Origin of the sequence: Niallia circulans, assembly GCF_003726095.1 — a bacterium.
GTDB lineage: Bacteria > Bacillota > Bacilli > Bacillales > Cytobacillaceae > Niallia > Niallia circulans_A.
In genome coordinates this window covers 1,387,280-1,406,869 of the sequence record NZ_CP026031.1, presented here as the reverse complement: position 1 = coordinate 1,406,869, position 19,590 = coordinate 1,387,280, and the positions used below count along the sequence as shown (strand labels likewise).

General features: G+C 35.5%; 18 protein-coding genes, 1 riboswitch and 1 other annotated feature. Of the genes, 17 read left to right on the top strand and 1 reads right to left on the bottom strand.

Annotated features, from left to right (window positions below):
* Window positions 1–99: riboswitch (TPP riboswitch) on the top strand.
* 69 nt (window positions 100–168) lie between these two features.
* From thiT to C2I06_RS06580, 5 genes are all read left to right on the top strand, one after another.
* Window positions 169–750, top strand: a complete 582-nt coding sequence (gene thiT, locus C2I06_RS06595; protein ID WP_095328878.1) for an energy-coupled thiamine transporter ThiT — start codon at window positions 169–171, stop codon at window positions 748–750.
* Window positions 751–903: 153 nt separating this feature from the next.
* A complete protein-coding gene (locus C2I06_RS06590; RefSeq protein ID WP_123257722.1) occupies window positions 904–1,323 on the top strand; it encodes a GNAT family N-acetyltransferase in 420 nt (139 codons plus the stop codon).
* 146 nt (window positions 1,324–1,469) lie between these two features.
* Window positions 1,470–1,592, top strand: a complete 123-nt coding sequence (locus tag C2I06_RS25770; protein WP_268926805.1) for a hypothetical protein — start codon at window positions 1,470–1,472, stop codon at window positions 1,590–1,592.
* 194 nt (window positions 1,593–1,786) lie between these two features.
* Window positions 1,787–1,951, top strand: coding sequence for a hypothetical protein (locus C2I06_RS25460; RefSeq protein WP_249928283.1), 165 nt, complete (start codon window positions 1,787–1,789; stop codon window positions 1,949–1,951).
* Window positions 1,905–3,410, top strand: coding sequence for a glycosyl hydrolase family 18 protein (locus tag C2I06_RS06580; RefSeq protein ID WP_249928282.1), 1,506 nt, complete (start codon window positions 1,905–1,907; stop codon window positions 3,408–3,410). Before C2I06_RS25460 ends, C2I06_RS06580 begins: the two co-directional genes overlap by 47 nt.
* 54 nt (window positions 3,411–3,464) lie before the next feature.
* Here C2I06_RS06580 and C2I06_RS06575 read toward each other — a convergent pair whose 3' ends face one another.
* Entirely contained in the window at window positions 3,465–5,177 is a 1,713-nt protein-coding gene (locus C2I06_RS06575) for a methyl-accepting chemotaxis protein (RefSeq protein ID WP_123257721.1), read from the bottom strand.
* Between the two features lie 546 nt (window positions 5,178–5,723).
* Here C2I06_RS06575 and C2I06_RS06570 point away from each other — a divergent pair.
* The 12 genes from C2I06_RS06570 to C2I06_RS06515 all read left to right on the top strand — a co-directional run bounded on the left by C2I06_RS06570 (window position 5,724) and on the right by C2I06_RS06515 (window position 19,426).
* Window positions 5,724–6,137, top strand: a complete 414-nt coding sequence (locus tag C2I06_RS06570) for a CoA-binding protein (protein ID WP_095328873.1) — start codon at window positions 5,724–5,726, stop codon at window positions 6,135–6,137.
* A gap of 641 nt (window positions 6,138–6,778) precedes the next feature.
* A complete protein-coding gene (gene parE, locus C2I06_RS06565; protein WP_095328872.1) occupies window positions 6,779–8,758 on the top strand; it encodes a DNA topoisomerase IV subunit B in 1,980 nt (659 codons plus the stop codon).
* The gene (parC, locus tag C2I06_RS06560; RefSeq protein ID WP_095328871.1) at window positions 8,755–11,190 is read left to right on the top strand and encodes a DNA topoisomerase IV subunit A; all 2,436 of its coding nucleotides are present in this window, start codon (window positions 8,755–8,757) and stop codon (window positions 11,188–11,190) included. The genes parE and parC overlap by 4 nt, the downstream gene beginning before the upstream one ends.
* An 894-nt stretch (window positions 11,191–12,084) precedes the next feature.
* Complete coding sequence (locus C2I06_RS06555; RefSeq protein WP_095328870.1) at window positions 12,085–12,861, top strand: hypothetical protein; 777 nt, start codon at window positions 12,085–12,087, stop codon at window positions 12,859–12,861.
* Window positions 12,862–12,939: 78 nt separating this feature from the next.
* Window positions 12,940–14,004 (top strand): AbrB family transcriptional regulator, encoded by a 1,065-nt coding sequence (locus C2I06_RS06550; RefSeq protein WP_123257720.1) that lies wholly within the window; start codon window positions 12,940–12,942, stop codon window positions 14,002–14,004.
* A 144-nt stretch (window positions 14,005–14,148) separates the two neighbouring features.
* Complete coding sequence (locus C2I06_RS06545) at window positions 14,149–14,712, top strand: SGNH/GDSL hydrolase family protein (protein ID WP_095328868.1); 564 nt, start codon at window positions 14,149–14,151, stop codon at window positions 14,710–14,712.
* A gap of 8 nt (window positions 14,713–14,720) precedes the next feature.
* The gene (locus tag C2I06_RS06540) at window positions 14,721–15,452 is read left to right on the top strand and encodes a class I SAM-dependent DNA methyltransferase (protein WP_095328867.1); all 732 of its coding nucleotides are present in this window, start codon (window positions 14,721–14,723) and stop codon (window positions 15,450–15,452) included.
* A gap of 21 nt (window positions 15,453–15,473) precedes the next feature.
* Window positions 15,474–16,118: a histidine phosphatase family protein gene (locus C2I06_RS06535; RefSeq protein WP_123257719.1), complete on the top strand. Its 645-nt coding sequence runs from the start codon at window positions 15,474–15,476 to the stop codon at window positions 16,116–16,118.
* Window positions 16,119–16,165: 47 nt separating this feature from the next.
* Complete coding sequence (locus tag C2I06_RS06530; protein ID WP_123259125.1) at window positions 16,166–16,690, top strand: P-loop NTPase family protein; 525 nt, start codon at window positions 16,166–16,168, stop codon at window positions 16,688–16,690.
* Window positions 16,691–16,743: 53 nt separating this feature from the next.
* Window positions 16,744–16,955, top strand: a binding site (T-box leader).
* Window positions 16,956–17,000: 45 nt separating this feature from the next.
* Window positions 17,001–17,462, top strand: a complete 462-nt coding sequence (locus C2I06_RS06525) for an HIT family protein (RefSeq protein ID WP_123257718.1) — start codon at window positions 17,001–17,003, stop codon at window positions 17,460–17,462.
* On the top strand, window positions 17,462–18,268 hold the full coding sequence (locus tag C2I06_RS06520) for a PP2C family serine/threonine-protein phosphatase (protein WP_123257717.1): 807 nt from the start codon (window positions 17,462–17,464) through the stop codon (window positions 18,266–18,268). Before C2I06_RS06525 ends, C2I06_RS06520 begins: the two co-directional genes overlap by 1 nt.
* 126 nt (window positions 18,269–18,394) lie before the next feature.
* Window positions 18,395–19,426, top strand: coding sequence for a glyceraldehyde-3-phosphate dehydrogenase (locus C2I06_RS06515; RefSeq protein WP_123257716.1), 1,032 nt, complete (start codon window positions 18,395–18,397; stop codon window positions 19,424–19,426).
* Window positions 19,427–19,590: the final 164 nt, after the last annotated feature.

Genomic DNA, 19,590 nt, shown 5'->3' with positions numbered 1-19,590 from the left:
GCAAACCACAAGGGGAGCGTAATGCTGAGAGTGATCAATCGATCTGACCCTTCGAACCTGTTAGTTAATTCTAACGTAGGAATGTGGGAAGAGTTTATATAGTATAGCTATATTATTCATTTCGCGCGTTAGTTCTCCTTTTGGTCTGCAAAAAAAGGAGATTTTTTTATGAGAAATATGAAATTAGTTGTCATGATAGAAGTGGCAATCATGGCGGCCGTTGCACTTATCCTTGATTTATTACCTTCTATTCCAATATTTAATACTTCGATTTCTTTTGCCATGGTACCTATTTTTATCGTCGCATTTCGCTGGGGCTTTAAAGCTAGTGCAAGTGCAGGATTTTTATGGGGACTACTGCAAATAGTTTTTGATTTACAAGCTTTAACATTCTGGCAAGTAATTTTAGAATATTTAGTTGCATTTGCTTGTATTGGCTTTGCTGGATTATTTGCTTCCTCTATTCAAAAAGCGTTAAAAACGGAACAAAAAGGAATAGCGACTGGCTTAATAATATTAGCAGTGGTAGTTGGTGGGTTTACTCGCTATATTTGGCATTTCATTGCAGGTGTAACTATTTGGGCGAGCTATGCACCAAAAGGAATGTCACCATTTATCAACTCCTTGATTGTAAACGGCGGTTCCTACGTAGGAGCAACTATTTTATGTTCGATTATTCTAGTTCTTTTATTAGTTTCTGCTCCGCGCATTGTCCTTGATCGACCGGTAAATGGAGCTTCTAAAAATTAAAGAGTACAAAAGAAGGCGTTCCTTGAGGAGCGTCTTTTCTTATCATATGGTACAATATTCCAAAGGGGAAAATCATATTTTTTATAAGAAAATGATTGCAATACACCAATAACTACTAAGATATTCAAAAATTAGAAAAGTAGGTGTGCGAAAATGATTAATTTAAAAAATGGGTTAGGTATTCAAATTCATCCATATAAAGAGGACGATTTCCAATCAATTCATGAATTAAATAAACGAGAACAATGGACTAACTTAGTAGAGAAGAAAGAAGATACTAAGTCTGCCTGGAATCATTCGAATGCAGCCTATGTTGCCACTCTTAATGATCAATTAATAGGCTATATTAGAGGCATTACCGATCGATCGATTACTTTGTTTATTTGTGAGTTACTCATTGCTCCGGACTATAGAGGGATTGGTCTTGGGGAAAAACTCTTATACTATGTACATAGTAAATACCTCTCAACAAGAGTAGAAATGCTGGCTAGCAGTACTTCTAATACTTACTATGAAAGCAAAGGCTTCCGGTCATTTTATGGATTTAGGAAAACGTTCCTTGAGTATAATTAGTAAGGTATTTATGAGCGAATTAAGACGCACTTCCAGAAGTGAGAGGAGAGTTAGTAATGAACAATAAGAGTAATTTTATATTCATCCTTTTATTTTTATTTTTCCCATTAATATTTTTGATTAGTTCTTTCGGTTGGAGATATATCTTGCAACAGAAAGAGTTAATGGTAGTTGCAACAGACTGCTTTGCTATTTTAGGTATTTACTATGTGATTAGCAGTGTTTTCTTTTCTTTTACTTTTAAAAAGATAAATTTAAAAGATTTATAATAGAAAAGACATACGAGTTGAGAAATCGAAAAAAGAATAGAGGTATAGCTATTCCTTAAGAAAGGGAGCCATCTTTTCGTTTGGATGGTTCTTTTTTTTGTCGAATTCTGTGATAATATGAAACTATTATCATTCGAAAATCGTCTAGATTTTGAGAGAATCTGTTTTGCAAGGACTACTTCAAGGAGGTACAAATGACAGAAATAAAGTATTCATTTCAAAAAAAGCCAACAAAGAGAAAATTAATTGGCGGCATTATCATAGCGGCATTATTAGTCGTTATATCTTTCATTATGCTAATGTTCTACCCATTTGCCAATAAGGATAAGGTGGAGTATTTCAAAGGAAAAAATAGATGAAAGTATCACTTATGATGAGAATAGTAATTCCGTTATTGTCACGACTAAAGATAAGGTGATCCAATTTCCGTCTGATTCTGTTTCCTATTATGTAAATAATAAAAACACTAAACTTTCCTTTCATCCATTAAGAGATGAGAATGGAACAGTTTACTTGGCTTTAGATCCATTAGCGAGCTTTTATCCAATCCAATACTCTATAGTAGAGGATAACCATGTGGTGCTTTTAGAGGAAAATGGACAAGAAAGAGCAAGCGGAATATTTACTACGAAAAAAGTTAAAAACGATTTCACCAGATTGCGTTCGGAGGCTGCATTGCGATCTCCTTATACAGGGGAATTAGTACCTGGTGAGCATGTAACAATTGAAAAAGAAGTAGATAGTTTTTATTTTGTAAGAAAAGCGAATGGAATTGCCGGGTTTGTAAAAAAGAAATATGTAGATAAAGGGAAATCAGAGGTTGTTGAAGTTGAATTAGAACAGAAAGAACCTAAATTGAAGAAGATCAATGGGCCAATCCAATTAACATGGGAAGCTGTTTATTCTAGAAATCCAGATACTTCAAAGATATCAAAAATGCACGGTGTAAATGTTGTTTCCCCAACTTGGTTTAAACTGAAGGGAACTGACGGTAATGTCAGTAATTTAGGCTCAAAAGCTTATGTTGAGTGGGCGCATAAACAAGACTATCAAGTATGGGGATTATTTTCTAATGCTTTTGATCCGGATAAAACACACGAAGTATTCAAGGATTATCAAAAAAGGCAAACAGTGATTAGACAACTTTTAGTTTATAGCGAAATGTACGATTTAGATGGAATCAACATTGATATTGAAAATGTTCGGGAAGAAGATGGCAAATATATCACCCAATTTGTGAGAGAAGCTACACCTTATTTACATGATGTGGGTCTGACTGTATCAATGGATATAACGTTTATAGCTGGCGGGAATTATTCTGCATTCTTACAGCGAGACCATTTAGCCGAGATTGTCGATTATCTTGTTGTGATGGCATATGATGAGCATTGGGCAACAAGCCCGAATCCTGGAAGTGTGGCAAGTTTTCCATGGGTTGAAGCGAATTTAGAAACATTACTTGATATTGTTCCAAGTGATAAGCTTGTCCTCGGAGTACCATTATATGCTCGACTATGGGAAGAAAAAGAAAATGGAGAATTATCCTCTAAATCACTTTCGATGGAAAGTGTGGAGGAGTGGTTAAAAGAACATAAAGTTACCCCTACCTATGATGAAGCGAGCGGTCAAAATTATGGGGAATATTATGATGAAAAAACGAAATCAACCTTTAAAATTTGGCTGGAAGATGAATTATCTTTAACAAAGAGAGCAGAATTAGTCGAAAAGTATAACTTAGCTGGACTTGCAAGTTGGTCGCGTACTTTTGCTAATGAAGCAGCATGGTCTGCTTTATCTTTAGAGAAAAAAGAACAATAAGTATTGCTTTAAAACCACTTTCCCATACAAAGGAAAGTGGTTTTTGCTATCATTTTATATTTTAAATAATTTAACTATCGTTTGTAACTCTTCAGCTAATTTCGCAAGAGATAAGGAAGAAGAAGAAATTTCCTCCATGGAAGCTAGTTGTTGCTGTGTTGCTGCTGATATATTCTGTGTTCTATTTGCAGATTCAATCGCAACATCGCTTACTTCATAAATCGTATGACTAATAATGTCTGTACCTTCTGTAAATTTAACTAAGGCATTCGATATTTCTTCGATTTGACCTACAACGTTCTTTACAGCTATCTCTATTTTTTGAAAAGAGCTTCCGGCAATCTGGACAATATCTAGTCCAGATTGTACTTCGTTAGAAGCTTTTTTCATTGTTTCAATGGTTTGCTCAGTATCCTTTTGGATCATATGGATTAACTTCGCAATATTTTCGGTAGAGGCCGTTGATTCTTCTGCAAGTTTTCTTACTTCGTCAGCAACAACGGCAAATCCTTTTCCGTGCTCACCAGCTCTAGCAGCTTCTATAGCGGCATTTAAAGCTAAAAGGTTTGTTTGGGCTGAAATTCCAGTAATAACATCCGTTATCTGGCCAATTTCCGCTGAACGTTCATTTAAAATACTTATTGCATCTGAAAGACTATTAACATTAGAATAAATCGAATTCATTTGCTTATTTACTTGTTGAATAGCTTTGTTACCTTCTGTCGACATATCAGATGCATGCTTTACGTTTTCAGACATTTTTTCCGTATGAGCAGCAATTGAATTTGTATGTTCCGAGATTGTTGTGATGACTTGGTTGCTTTCTTTTACTTTCATTACTTGTGTTTCAGATCCAGTTGCTAATTCTTGAATGGTTAGACTTATATGCTCACTTGCACTGCTATTTTGTTCTGCACTTGCACTAAGTTCTTCCGATGCGGACGCTACATGCTGCGAGGATTCCTGTACAGTACTAAATACATTGCGAAGTTTCTCCGTCATTCGGTTGAAAGAGGTAGTAAGTTCGCCGATTTCATCTTTTGATTGATAGGTTCCCTTTACCGTAAAGTCCCCTTGTTCTGCTTTAAATAATAAATCTTTTATTTGTTTTACTGGTCTTACAATCATACGACTGATAATAAGACTAATAAATAATAAAAGGATGAGAGCAGCAACGCTAATGATAAAGACAATAATAGTAACTGTTTGTACACTCTCTATGTTTTTTTTATAAGTAGCTTCTGCGGAGGAAGCCTTTAAGTTTTGAAGCGATGTCAGAGTGTCATTTACTTTGACTCTATATTCCTCGACATCTGTTGTGAAAATACGGTAAGCATCTTCATTTTTATTCTGTAAAGCAAGGGAAATTACATCTTTTCGCGCATCATTTAATTTTTGCATTTCTTCGTTATATACGGTAACTAGCTCTTTTTCCTCGCTTGTTATGTTGTCTTTTAAAAATTCAGACAATAGCTGATCTGTTTCTTGAGATGTAGCTGTTAACTGATCATTTAATTCTTTGTTTTTGGCTGATTCAGTAGTAAGCAAGAGTTCTAAAGTGTAGCCGTTACTAGCTCTTGTGTTAATTCTCATCTGCATAAGATTGGATATTGGTATTAAACTTTTCTCATACATTTCTTGTGAATCTTTTGCCATATCCTTAATGTAGTGCAATCCCGTGTAGCCAATAGTTCCCAGAGAAAGGGCACTTACTAAAATAATGATAAAAAGCTTCCGAGTAATATTTAGATTTTTCAGTAGTTTCAAGCAGATTTCTCCTTTAAATTAAAATAATATTTACACTACTATATCGGCAAGGATATGGCAGTACATAAGTAATTTTTAAAAAATATTTTTGCAGCTGAATTTTTTCCTTTTTTTAAAAGAACCAAAAGAAAATGGATAGTACTATATATCAAATTTCGTTTTATCGAAGCATGCTGTTTTTAGAGCAACTATTTTTAAAAGGATAAGTGGAAGGAGCATTAATAATATTGTTGAAGTGTTTATATAAAACAATTGAAAGGGTCTCTCTGGGAGAGTTATGCTTACGGCGAGCAATTCTTAGAGCAAAAAGTGGGGAATTTAAGGGTCTCTATGAAAAATAACCCCTTACATTTATAAATTGTTTAGTTAGAGAATTTTATTGCCAAAAACTTTATGTAGGCATAAATCTATGCAAATAATGCAATTTTCTTTTGAAGTGTGGCAAAATTTGCTATTGTTAGAGTGTGTTCTATTATGCTTTCCATCGTTTTTTCTTCCCTTTTTGGGGAAATATACTAGAAATGAATTGGAATAGGAGCGATTTTAATGACAATTGAAAATCCAAGTCGAGAAGAGATTGGCAAAATTTTAAAAAAAGCGAAAAAAATTGCGGTAGTTGGTTTAAGCGATAATCCTTCTAGAACATCCTATATGGTTTCAGAGGCGATGCAAAAGGCAGGATATGAAATTATCCCCGTAAATCCAACGGTAGATGAAGTGTTAGGTGTGAAAGCAGTTAAGCAATTAACAGATATCAAGGGACATGTTGATATTGTTAATGTGTTTAGAAGATCGGAATTCTTACCAGAGGTTGCAGCTGAGTTTGAAAAAATAGATGCAGATATATTTTGGGCTCAATTGGGACTTGTACATGAAGAAACATTTCATGATCTAACAGAAAAAGGCTATACGGTAATCATGGATCGCTGTATTAAAGTAGAGCACGCGATGACAAAATAGAAAAAGAAAAAGCAGAATGGTTGTCACTAATCATTCTGTTTTTTCTTTTGTAATAGAATAGCATTTATCCTAAAAAAACTGTTTGTTTGAGTGGATAAAACGATATCATTTAAAAAAAAATGAACGCGGTATTTATAAACTTATTCGTTTTTCCAAAGAATCTGTGTTAACATAATATAGATAAAAAGAGGAAATCCTCTTAAAAAAATCTTTTGCTTTTGCGATTATTGGTATAATATTGGTTTTGTCAGGAAAAAATCGAAAGATAAAATGGAAAATGAACGTGAAAAATGAGATTATGTGCTACAATACGATATAAGAACAAATGTTCTTTGTTGGACAGGTATCAACAACTGTTTATTAAAATTCGATAATTTGAAAAAAAGAAGGTTAGTAGAAAAGCCTTCTTTTAAACTCGTCTAATAAAAGTAGGGCTGTTTTAGAATTTTTGTTAACGATAGAAATTACAGCTTTATATAAGAAAGTGACAAAAATTCTTAACTGCCTAAAAAACAATTACCCGATAAATATTTTGGAACTTAGAGGATAATTCGTTTTTTAGACGAATACATAAACAATTGTTCGACATGATACATAGAAAGATACTATGTCGGATTTGTAGAAGTGAAAGGGGTATGTCAGTGGCAAAAGATCAGCAAGCATTCGAATATAATGATGATGCCATTCAGGTGTTAGAAGGTTTAGAAGCTGTCAGAAAACGTCCGGGAATGTATATCGGGAGTACAGATTCTAGAGGATTGCATCATCTTGTATATGAAATTGTAGATAACGCAGTCGATGAAGCACTGGCTGGATATGGAGATGCGATTATTGTAAAAATTCATCGTGACAATTCCATTAGTGTCAAAGATAGAGGACGTGGAATGCCGACTGGAATGCATAAGATTGGAAAGCCAACTCCTGAAGTTATCTTTACCATTCTTCATGCTGGAGGAAAATTTGGACAAGGCGGTTACAAAACTAGTGGCGGCTTACATGGTGTAGGTGCTTCTGTTGTTAACGCATTATCAGAATGGGTTGTTGTAAAGATCAAACGCGATGGTTTTATTTATGAACAACGTTTTGAAAACGGCGGAAAACCTGTCACCACACTAGAAAAAGTCGGGAAAACAAATCAAACTGGAACAACGATTCACTTTAAGCCAGATCCAGCGATATTTTCAACAACCACTTATAATTATGAAACGCTTTGTGAACGTTTAAGAGAATCTGCCTTTTTATTAAAAGGGCTAAGAATTGAAATTATCGATGAAAGAAATAATGAGCACGGTGTTTTCCATTATGAAAATGGAATAGAAGCTTTTGTTGAATATTTAAATGAAGAGAAAGATACCCTGCATCCAGTCGTAAGCCTTGAAGGCGAAAGTAACGGGATTGAAGTGGAATATGCTTTTCAATTCAATGATGGCTATTCAGAGAATGTTTTGTCCTTTGTTAATAATGTCCGCACAAAGGATGGCGGGACACATGAAGCTGGGGCCAAAACAGCCATGACACGTATGTTTAACGAATATGCGCGAAAAGTTAACCTTCTGAAAGAAAAGGATAAAAACTTGGATGGTTCGGATATCCGTGAAGGCTTATCTGCTATCGTTTCTGTACGTGTACCAGAAGATTTATTACAATTTGAAGGGCAAACAAAAGGAAAATTAGGGACCAGTGAGGCAAGATCAGCGGTGGATGCTGTTGTCTCTGAACACTTAGCCTATTTCTTTGAGGAAAATCCTGAAGTCAGCTCTCTTTTAATTAAGAAATCGATTAAAGCGGCACAAGCTAGAGAAGCTGCTCGAAAGGCAAGAGAAGAAGCAAGAAGTGGGAAAAAACGTAAGCGTGGAGAGGCAGTTCTTTCTGGTAAGCTAACTCCTGCTCAATCGAAAAACCCACAAAGAAATGAATTATATTTAGTGGAAGGAGATTCTGCTGGCGGTTCCGCAAAACAGGGGAGAGATCGTCGCTTTCAAGCTGTTCTTCCATTGCGCGGAAAAGTAATCAATACGGAAAAAGCAAAGCTTGCAGATATCTTTAAAAATGAAGAGATAAACACAATTATCCATGCAATTGGGGCTGGAGTGGGAGCCGACTTTAAAGTAGAGGATTCTAACTATGATAAAGTCATTATCATGACAGATGCTGATACAGATGGAGCACATATTCAAGTACTTCTATTAACGTTTTTTTATCGTTATATGAAACCTCTTGTGGAAGCAGGTAAGGTATATATCGCTTTACCGCCATTGTATAAGGTTAGTAAAGGTTCTGGAAAAAAAGAAGTCATTGAATACTCTTGGAGCGATGATGACTTGCAAGATACCATTAAAAAAGTGGGGAAAGGCTATATTTTGCAGAGATATAAAGGTCTTGGCGAGATGAATGCCGATCAACTTTGGGAAACAACAATGAATCCTGAAACAAGAACGTTAATACGAGTTAAGATAGATGATCTTGCTCGTGCTGAACGTCGTGTCACAACATTAATGGGTGATAAGGTGGAACCACGTAGAAAATGGATTGAATCAAATGTTGCATTCGGATTAGAAGAAGAAGGCAATATTCTCGAAAATGAAAATATTATGGTCACTGAGGAGGAGAGTCCATCATGAGTTCATTAGAGCAATACCGTGATTTACCTTTAGAGGATGTTCTCGGTGATCGTTTTGGACGGTATAGTAAATACATTATTCAAGAACGGGCATTACCGGATGCGAGAGATGGATTAAAGCCTGTTCAGCGTCGTATTCTTTATGCGATGCATGAAGAAGGAAATACACATGATAAACATTTCCGCAAATCAGCAAAAACAGTCGGGAATGTTATTGGTAATTACCATCCCCACGGCGATTCTTCTGTATATGACGCGATGGTAAGAATGAGTCAAGAATGGAAGGTTCGTAATGTCCTAATTGAAATGCACGGAAATAACGGGAGTATTGACGGGGATCCACCGGCGGCTATGCGTTACACAGAGGCTAGATTATCGGCTATTTCTGCAGAGTTACTTCGTGATATTGAAAAAAGAACTGTGGATTTCATTCCAAACTTTGATGATACATCCAATGAACCAACGGTGTTACCAGCGAAATTCCCGAATTTGTTAGTCAATGGTTCTACAGGTATCTCGGCTGGATATGCAACAGATATACCACCACATCACTTGGGAGAAGTTATCGATGGTGTGATTGAGCGTATGGATTCACCAAATTGTACGGTGGAAGACATTATGAAACATATTAAAGGTCCAGATTTCCCGACTGGTGGTATTATCCAAGGAGTAGAAGGAATTAAAAAGGCATATGAGACTGGTAAAGGGAAAATCATTGTTCGTGGAAAAACAGAAATTGAAACATTACGAGGCGGCAAGCAGCAAATTGTCATTACAGAGGTTCCTTATGAGCTAAATAAAAGCAATCTGGTGAAAAAGATTGATGAATTGCGTTTGGATCGTAAAGTAGAGGGAATCGCAGAAGTAAGAGATGAAACGGATCGTACAGGATTGCGAATTGTAATCGAGTTGAAAAAAGAAGTCGATGCAAACGGAATTCTAAATTTCTTATTTAAAAATACCGATCTACAGATTACTTACAGCTTTAATATGGTAGCCATTCATAATAAACGTCCAAAATTAATGGGAATTATCGCTTTACTTGATGCTTATATCGAGCATCAAAAAGAAACGATTAAACGACGTACTGAATTCGACTTGCAAAAAGCTAAAGATCGCGAGCATATTGTGGATGGATTAATAAAAGCATTATCTATTCTTGATGAGGTTATAGCAACGATCCGCGCATCAAAGGATAAACGAGATGCGAAAAATAACTTGATGGCTGCTTTTCAATTTACTGAGCCTCAAGCAGAAGCAATTGTGTCTTTACAGTTATACCGCTTAACCAATACAGATATAACGGCATTAGAAGCAGAGGCGGCAGAGTTGGCCCAAAAAATTGAAGAGTGGACGGCAATCCTAGCAAGTGAAAAGAAATTGCTATCGGTTATCAAAAAAGAACTTAAAGATGTAAAAAAACGCTTTGTTAGTGAAAGACGTACATTAATACAAGATGAAATTGAAGAAATTAAAATCAATCTTGAAGTCTTAATCGCGAGTGAAGATGTAATTGTCACTGTAACGAAAGATGGATATATTAAGCGCACAAGCCAGCGTTCATATGCAGCAAGCAATGGCCAAGATTTTGGTATGAAAGATACAGATCGAATACTTGCCAAAATAGATGTAAACACAACCGAAGTCTTGTTATTGTTTACAGACAAAGGCAATTATCTCTATTTACCGGTACACGAGTTGCCAGATATACGCTGGAAGGATCTAGGTCAGCATATTTCCAATATCATACCAATTGACCGAGATGAATCGATTATTAAGGCAATGCCTATAAAGGACTTTGAACAAAATCAATATCTGCTTTTCTTTACAAAAAATGGTATGGCGAAGAAAACAGAGTTGATTAACTATAAAGCACAGCGTTACTCTAAACCATTAGTTGCTATTAACCTAAAAGGAGACGACGAAGTAGTAGATGTTTTCCTAACAAACGGTAAACAAGAAGTTTTAATAGCAACTCATATAGGTTATGCCTTACGATTCCATGAGGAAGAAATCAATATTGTTGGTGCAAGAGCAGCTGGTGTCAAAGGTATTAATCTTAAAGACAATGATTATGTTGTTGCTGGTAAAGTTATAACAAATCCTCTGCAGGAAAGCGTCGTAATTGTTACGCAACGTGGTTCCATAAAAAAAATGAAACTCACTGAATTTGAGTTTTCTGGAAGAGCAAAACGAGGCTTGATTATGCTTCGAGAATTAAAAGCAAATCCTCACCGTATTGTTGGGATGACAATAGCAGGGGCACAAGATATCATTTATCTTCAAACCGAGAAAGGCGATATTGAATCGCTGAAAACGGCAGATCTTCGCTTTAATGATCGCTATTCCAATGGATCCTTTGTTATCGATGAAACAGAGGCAGGTAAAATTGTTGAATTATGGGAAGAAAAAATTACCGATGAGCAAGTATAAATAATATTAGTTTAAGAGGTTCCCGATTCGTAAGGTCAATTGCGAATTGGGAACCTCTTTTAATTAGAATGAAATTGTTTTGGATAAAGGGAAGGTAAAGCGATGAAAATCACTTTGGAAGAGAATGTCGAAGAAAAAGGTGTTCATCGAGTGAATGAAAACCACTTTGAAGGAGAACGCAGGAGAAAATAGCGTTCATCGAGTGAATGAAAGCAACTTTGAAGGAGAACGCAGGAAAAAATAGCGTTCATGAAGAAAATGAAAGCCACATTGGAGTAGAACGTAAGAGAAAATAGCTTTCATCGAATGAATGAAAACCACTTTGAAGGAGAACGCAGGAGAAAATAGCGTTCATGAAGAAAATGAAAGCCACATTGGACTAGAACGCAGGAGAAAATAGCGTTCATGAAGAAAATGAAAGCCACATTGGAGTAGAACGTAAGAGAAAATAGCGTTCATCGAATAAATGAAAACCACTTTGAAGGAGAACGTAAGAGAAAATAGCGTTCATCGAATAAATGAAAACCACTTTGAAGGAGAACGCAGGAGAAAATAGCGTTCATCGAGTGAATGAAAGCAACTTTGGAAGAGAATGCAGGAAAAAATAGTGTTCATGAAGAAAATGAAAACCACTTTGCAGGAGAACGCAGAAGAAAATAGCGTTCATCAAACAAATGAATACTACTTTTTATAATACCACTGAAAAAGGCAGTCTTTATCCGAGCAAACCCCGCTTTTTTAAATACGAAAATCATAAACAATGGAGTTCATTTACCTTCTAATAATGCCAGTTTACTTTATGCAAAACCTCCAATTAAAATTTCTTTTCCTTTCTTACATGATTTTACCAAAAAAGGACATCCTAAAAGTAATAAGACATAGGGAGGTTTTAGCATGAGAAGGGAAATGCTTGTGGCTTTATGTGCTTTCTTTTTGATGACTTTAACTGCTATTACTGGTGTATATGCAATGGAGAAAGAAGATAAAACAAACAAATTAATTTTGGAAGAAAAAATCGATATAACAAATGATGAACAGGAAGAAACCGTGCAATTAAAAGGAGATGCATCCGATCAGCCTGAAAATAGCAATTTCTTTAAGGAATTTTTTTTAAAGGTAACGAAAGGAAAAGATAAGAGCGCCACTCTAACAGTGGAAGGTGGATTTGATCCTGTATTACATATAATCGATATAAATGATGATCATCAAAAAGAAATATTACTTACTGTTTCTGCGAATGAAAGAGGGTCAGAAAAAAACTTTTATTTCTTTCAACTACAAGGCAATCATTTAATAGAATTGCAAAAACCAGAGCTGGCATCGGTTGAAAGTCAGTTTAAAGATGCCTATAAAGCGGAAATAAAAATAAATAATGAAAAAACATATATATTCGATTTATATGATCGGAGAAATCATTATGAGAAACTTGGTCTTTATCATAAAGCAAGATTAAATGAACCAACTGAATTAATTTTATCCCCCTTTTCCGAATTAAAAGTAACAAGATTCAACAATCAAACGGCGATGAAAGGGAAACAAAGAATTAGTGGGCTGGCGACAGTTGATACGATTGGTTACTTGGAAACTTGGTGGATATGGAAAAAGGAAGAATGGATATTAGAAAAAGTAAAAGTGAAGGAAATTAGTTATAAAGGATCGCAGCACCATTAAAAAAAGAGATTCTTCATTTTAAGGAGAAATAAGTAGTATAATGAAAGTACTTATTTCTTTTATGAAAGGATCGAATTTATGTCATTACTTTTCTTATGTTTAAGTGCTGTATTTGGGGGATGGTTGTTTCAAGTATGCCAGCTTCCTCTGTCTTGGCTGCTTGGCCCCATGTTCAGTACCATCCTTTATGTTCGACTTGCCAAAAATTCTCCGAATTTACCTTTCTCCTTTCGAGATATCGGACTCCTTGTTATTGGCTACCTCATTGGAAGACAATTTACCAATCAGACACTTATTGAAATGGGAACCCACCTCCCCTCCATGCTTTTGATGACGGTTGTTATGCTTGCCTTTAGTTTCCTTCTTGCCTTTACAACTTCAAAATTAACGCATAGTAATTTAAAATCAACTGTTGCCGGTAGCATCCCAGGAGGACTATCTCAAATGGTGGCGATTAGTTCAGAAATAAAAGGAATTGATCTCACTGTCGTTACAGTTATTCAAATAAGTAGAATTTTATCTGTCATGATTCTTGTTCCACTCCTCGTATATAGTCCTATTTTGTATGGCAATCAAGCAGTTGCAGCAGTAACAACCACTAGCGGAAGCCCGAGCTATAATTGGATGATTTTCCTAATCTTATTCTTTTGCTCTCTAATTGCAAGCAAAGTGAAAAAGTGGAAGTTTCCAGCGCCGTTTATGATTGGTCCAATGATTTTTGTTGCAACCATATCGATTGCTGGGATGGATGTACCCGAAATTCCGACTTCTCTTGCATGTGTGGCACAAACATTGATTGGAATTGATCTTGGTTTACAAATTAAATTTGGTAATATCGAAAACAAAGCAAGGTTTTTAAGTGTTGTTACAGTAACTTCTGCCTTACTAGTCCTTTTTTCTTTAGTACTTGGCTATATTTTAGTAAGAGTAGATCAGGATATTTCATTATTGACTGCTTTTATTGGATTAGCTCCAGGAGGAATGGCGGAAATGGCCGTACTGGGGCAATCCGTTCATGCTAACTTGCCGATTATCACAACGTACCAGTTATTTCGATTGTTGTTTATCTTATTTTGTGTCCCAATTATTATGAAATGGGGTTTTCAGCGTGTAGAAAAAAGATTAGCAGAGCGAAAAGGTTAATTTCAATAGGATTAATTTGTGCAACAATCTAATTGCTACTTTTAAGTTTTATTTCCGAAAAGAAAAAGACGAATCATTCCAATTAGTATAAAATAGGATAGAAGCAAGTGGTTTGAATATTCTTACAGGAAGGAGGGAGAAAAAATACCGCTTTTAATTTGCTTTGGAGATAGTATTACTGCAGGGAGAGAAACTAGAAATGAACCTGTTTTGACAGCCATGCTGGCAGATAAAATCGATCATTATGAAATAATCAATGCAGGAATAAATGGGAATAACACAGTTGATGCATTAAAAAGAATACAAGCAGATGTTATCCAGAAGCAGCCTGATTTAGTAACGATTCTATTTGGTGCAAATGATGCAGCCTTTCATAAGATGATTGACTTACCCACCTATCGAAAAAATATGAAGAGAATCGTCCAATTGATTGGTCCAGACAAGGCTATTCTGATTACGCCAGCTCCAGTCGATGAAACGTTGCAGTTTGCAAGGACAAATGAGGTTTTAGCTAGGTATGCAAATGCAGTTAAGGAAGTTGCTAATGAAACAGGAGCAAACTTTATTGATTTTTATACTGAAATGCTCTCTTTAAAAGATTATCAGAAGAAACTAAAAGGTATACATAATGATGGTCTTCATTTTGGGGAAGCAGGTTATGCTATTTTAGTAGATTTGCTTGTGAAAAAAATAGATAAAATTTGGTAGGTGGAGATATGGCATATACAGGTTCTTCTGTATACGATCAGGAACAGTTCTTTGAAAATTATCGGGCTAGAAGAAATCGAGAAACAAGCCCCAATAATAGTATAGAAAGCCCTATTTTATCTGAATTATTAGGGAAAATAGACGGTAAGTCTATCCTTGATTTAGGTTGTGGAGATGCAAGTTTTGGTATAGAACTTTTAGAAAAAGGTGCAGCAAGTTATACAGGAATAGAAGGTTCGAAGAGAATGTTTGACGAAGCTTCCCATATTTTAAATGGCACAACTGCTTCTGTGTATCATTCTACACTAGAGGATTGGAAATTTAGCAATAGCAAAATGGATATCGTTGTCTCAAGGCTAGTATTTCACTATATTAAAGACTTACAGCCAATTTTTCAGGGTGTATATGATCAGTTAAATGATAATGGTAAGTTTATCTTTAGTGTGCAACATCCTCTATGCCTTTCTACATTTGACAGTTCCGTTTCCTCGAAAAAAAGAACGAATTGGATTGTCGATGATTATTTTTCTATAGGAGAAAGAATAGAGCGATGGATAGATGAGGAAGTAGTAAAATATCATCGCACGATTGAGGAGTATTTTCGGCTGTTAAAAGAAGCAGGCTTTAAAATAACCGATTTACGAGAAGGAATGCCGAAACGAGAAAATTTTTTGCGTAAAGAAGAATATGAAAGACGAATGAGGATTCCGCTTTTCTTGATAGTATCTTGCGAAAAATAAAGCAAAGGAAGGGAGTTTCAAATGAAGAAGGAATTGAGACTGTATTTTATCAGACATGGAGAGACTCAATATAATATCGAAAAGAGAATGCAAGGTTTTTGTGATTCTCCTTTAACAGAAAATGGGATATTACAAGCAAGGTCAGTTGGTGCTGGTTTAACAGATATACCTTTTGAGGCTGCTTATGCCAGTGATAGTCAGAGAGTGTTAGATACGGCAAAATTTGCTATTGGTAATAGAAATATTCAACTAACAAAAGATGCAAGATTAAAAGAAATGAATTTTGGAGTGTTGGAAGCAATGCTGCAGACAGACATTATCGCACAGCATGGAGATATAGTGGAAAGACTCTTCTCCTTTACAGATATGGAAAGCAAAGTTCAAGATGGAGAATCCTTTACTGAATTATTAACGCGAACAAGAACGGCTGTTGACAATATTATTGCTAAGCATAAAGATACAGGCGGCAATATTTTGGTTTTCTCTCATGGTGTTACGATTGGATTTTTCATTAAATCTCTGCTAAATATGGCTGATTACCCACACCATGATAATTGCTGTGTTTCTGTAATTAATGTAAAAGATGGTGTATTAATGGTCGAAAAAGTAGCAGATCCTTCGTTTCGTGATAATGGAAAGCTATCTTTATCTTTAAGTATAGATTAGATATTTCCCCCAATACTTATGTGAAAACTTATATAAAGGAGGGGGGAATAGTGAAAGCTACTCCTAATAAGATTCATATCATTGGTTCTGTAGCTAGTGGAAAAACGACATTAGCAAAAGATTTATCAATGAAATTACAAATTCCCTATTATGAATTAGATAATGTTGTTTGGAAGCGATCAGATCGTGGAGATATTAGAAGATCGGAAGAAGAGAGAAAAGCAAATTTACAATCCATAACCCAAACAGATAGATGGATTGTAGAAGGTGTGCATAGTGAGGAATGGGTACGTGGCAGCTTCCAACAAGCAGATGTCATTGTTTTTTTGGACACCAATTATTCTAAACGTACCTATCGTATAATAAAACGATACGTTAAACAGAAGCTTGGTCAAGAAAAGGCCCATTACCAGCCAAACTTAACGATTTTCTTTAAAATGTTTAAATGGAATAAGCATTTCGAGCAAGTAGGTAAACCTTCTTTCTTTCATACATACAAACAGTATCAGAACAAAATTTTTGTGATAAAAAATGAAAATGAATTATCGGACCTATTTAAAAATAACGATTGACATTTTTTGAAGTTTTTCCTAAAATGACAGAAAGTTTCAATTAGTTCCATAAGATAAACACGATGATTAGGAGTATTAAGAAGTAAGTATGCTAGAGAGAGCTGTCGTTTGGTGAAAGATAGCGCATATCACTTCCCAACTCGCCTAGGAGTGGTTAGGTAGAAATGTATATCTAGACGGTTGGCTCTCGTCATTGAGCTTAAGAAGGTTCGTTTTCTAACGAATGAAGAAGAGTGGTACCACGATAAATCCTATCGTCTCTTTTAAGAGACAATAGGATTTTTTTATACTATTTTAGGGGGAAAGGGAAATGGAAACCAATTGTTTCATATGCGATAAACATAAAGGGATTATTAAAACAGCAGGAATACCAATCTATGAAAATGAATATGTTTATGTTGGTCATATTGACAGAAAAGGCAAGGGCAGTTACCTAGGACATCTTATGATCGATTTAAAAAGACATATTCCTACACTTGCTGAGATGACAAATGATGAAGCAAAGGCGTTTGGACTTATTATTTCAAGAGTCAGCAAGGCATTAAAGGAAACAGAAAACGCGGAACATATTTATGCTCTCGTCTCAGGAAATTCGGTTCCTCATCTTCACCTTCATCTAAATGCAAGATATCCGAATACTCCTGAAAGATATTGGGGACCAACGGAGTTATATGATTGGCCAGAGGCTCCGATTGCAAACGCAGAGGAAATGAGCTCTTTATGTAAAAGAATAAAAAATTACTTAGCAAATGAAGTTTTTGAGGAAGCGTAATGGAATATAAATGGGTAGGATCTGATAAGAATTATGTAGATGAAATTAATATCCTCCATCTAAGAAATAATTTAGTACTTGGACGCTTTGGAGGAAACTCCTCTGCAGGTCAATATAAAAATGAAGACGGCTGTTTCATTTGGATAGAACGCGAATGGGAGCTTGTCATCCTCTTGGATGCACATGATTCAGCACAAAGTGCAGAATTAGTAATAAAAAGTATAGCGACAAAGAAAGAGGAGATCAAAACAATTCTCCAATTACCGTTAAAAAGAGTGTTCCAAGAAATTACTTCCTTTTTCTTAAACCATTTCGCAAGCAAGGAATTTCTGGAGCAATGCAAGATGATTCAAGGAGAAACTGCATGCTTAATCGTTGTAAGAAAAGCACACTATTTATGGTGGTTATCAATTGGCGACTGTATACTTGCACTCCATCATCCAGAACTTTCAAGATTAGGAGAATACCAGCAAAATCACCGAAGCTTCTATGAATGGATTGGGGTAAATAGTACTTTCCATCAAGAAGTACCCTCCTATAATCAAGGAGTGAAAGAATTAAGAAAGGGCAAAACACATATCTTTCTCACTACTGACGGACTGATTGAATGTCCCAACACGGATTATCATAGGATGGAATCTATTTTTCAAGCTTTTGATACGTTTTCTAATCAAGAGAGCGTCTATTATTTATTAAAAGAAATAAAAAAGAAAAATGTCCGTGATAGCACAACGATAATATCTTGGATTGTTCATAATAACAAAGAAGCTACGATGCCAAGTGATTTTTCAAAAGGAGTGAGATAAAGTTCAAGGCGCTATAAGAATACATCTTATTTTCAATCAAATAAGATGTATTTTATTTTAAATATGTTATACTTATTATAGAGTGTTAATTTAATAGTATAACATATTTAAAAAGGAGCGAAGTCTATGACAATATCAGTTGCAATAAATGGCTTTGGGAGAATTGGAAGAATGGTGCTTAGAAATGCTATTAATGATCAAAGTATACATATTACTGCTATTAATGCCAGTTATCCTTCTGAAACGATAGCACATTTAATAAAGTATGACACAATTCACGGTAAGTTTCCAGGTAAGGTTGTGGCTAAAGAACATTCGATTTTTATAAATGACCAAGAGATTCTATTAGTGAATAACCGTAATCCAGAAAAACTTCCGTGGCGTGAATTGGGAATAGATATCGTAGTAGAAGCTACAGGGAAATTTAACGCGAGAGACAAAGCAGCAATGCATTTAAAAGCTGGTGCGCATAAAGTAGTGCTTACCGCTCCTGGTGTAAATGCTGATGCAACCATCGTCATGGGTGTGAATGATAGTATATTAAATATTGATAAACATCATGTTATTTCGAATGCATCATGTACGACCAATTGCTTAGGACCGGTTGCTAAGGTTATAGACGAACATTTTACGATAAAGAATGGATTAATGACAACAATTCACTCCTATACCAATGATCAAAACAATATAGATAATCCCCATCATGATTTACGGCGGGCAAGGTCATGTGGGCAAAATATTATTCCCACTTCGACTGGAGCAGCTAAGGCCTTAAAACAGATCCTTCCACATTTAGAAGGAAAACTTCATGGAATGGCGTTAAGAGTGCCAACACAAAATGTTTCTTTAGTCGATTTAGTCGTCGATTTAGAAAAAAATGTGACAAGTGAAGTTGTTAATCAAGCTTTTGAAGAGGCCTCAAACGGAAAACTGAAAGGGATTCTAAGCATTACAGAGGAACCTTTAGTATCTGTTGATTTTAATACAACAACCGAGTCTGCAACTATTGATGCTTTATCTACAATGGTCATCGGGCAAAATAAAGTGAAAATACTAGCTTGGTATGATAATGAATGGGGCTATTCTAATCGAGTGGTTGAATTGGTAAAGCTTGTTGGAAGCAAGTTGCGTGTGAAAATGGATAGTCAAGCTGTGTAAAAGATAGTTAATCGATTAAACGATAGAATAGATGCAGGAAGGTAAGATTATCTGACTGCATCTATTTTTTTGTTGCTTTCTTCATGATGCTCCTATATTTATAAAACGAATTAAATCAGAAATAAAGCAACTGTTTTAGGCCTGCACCAGTGGTCCGATTTTTT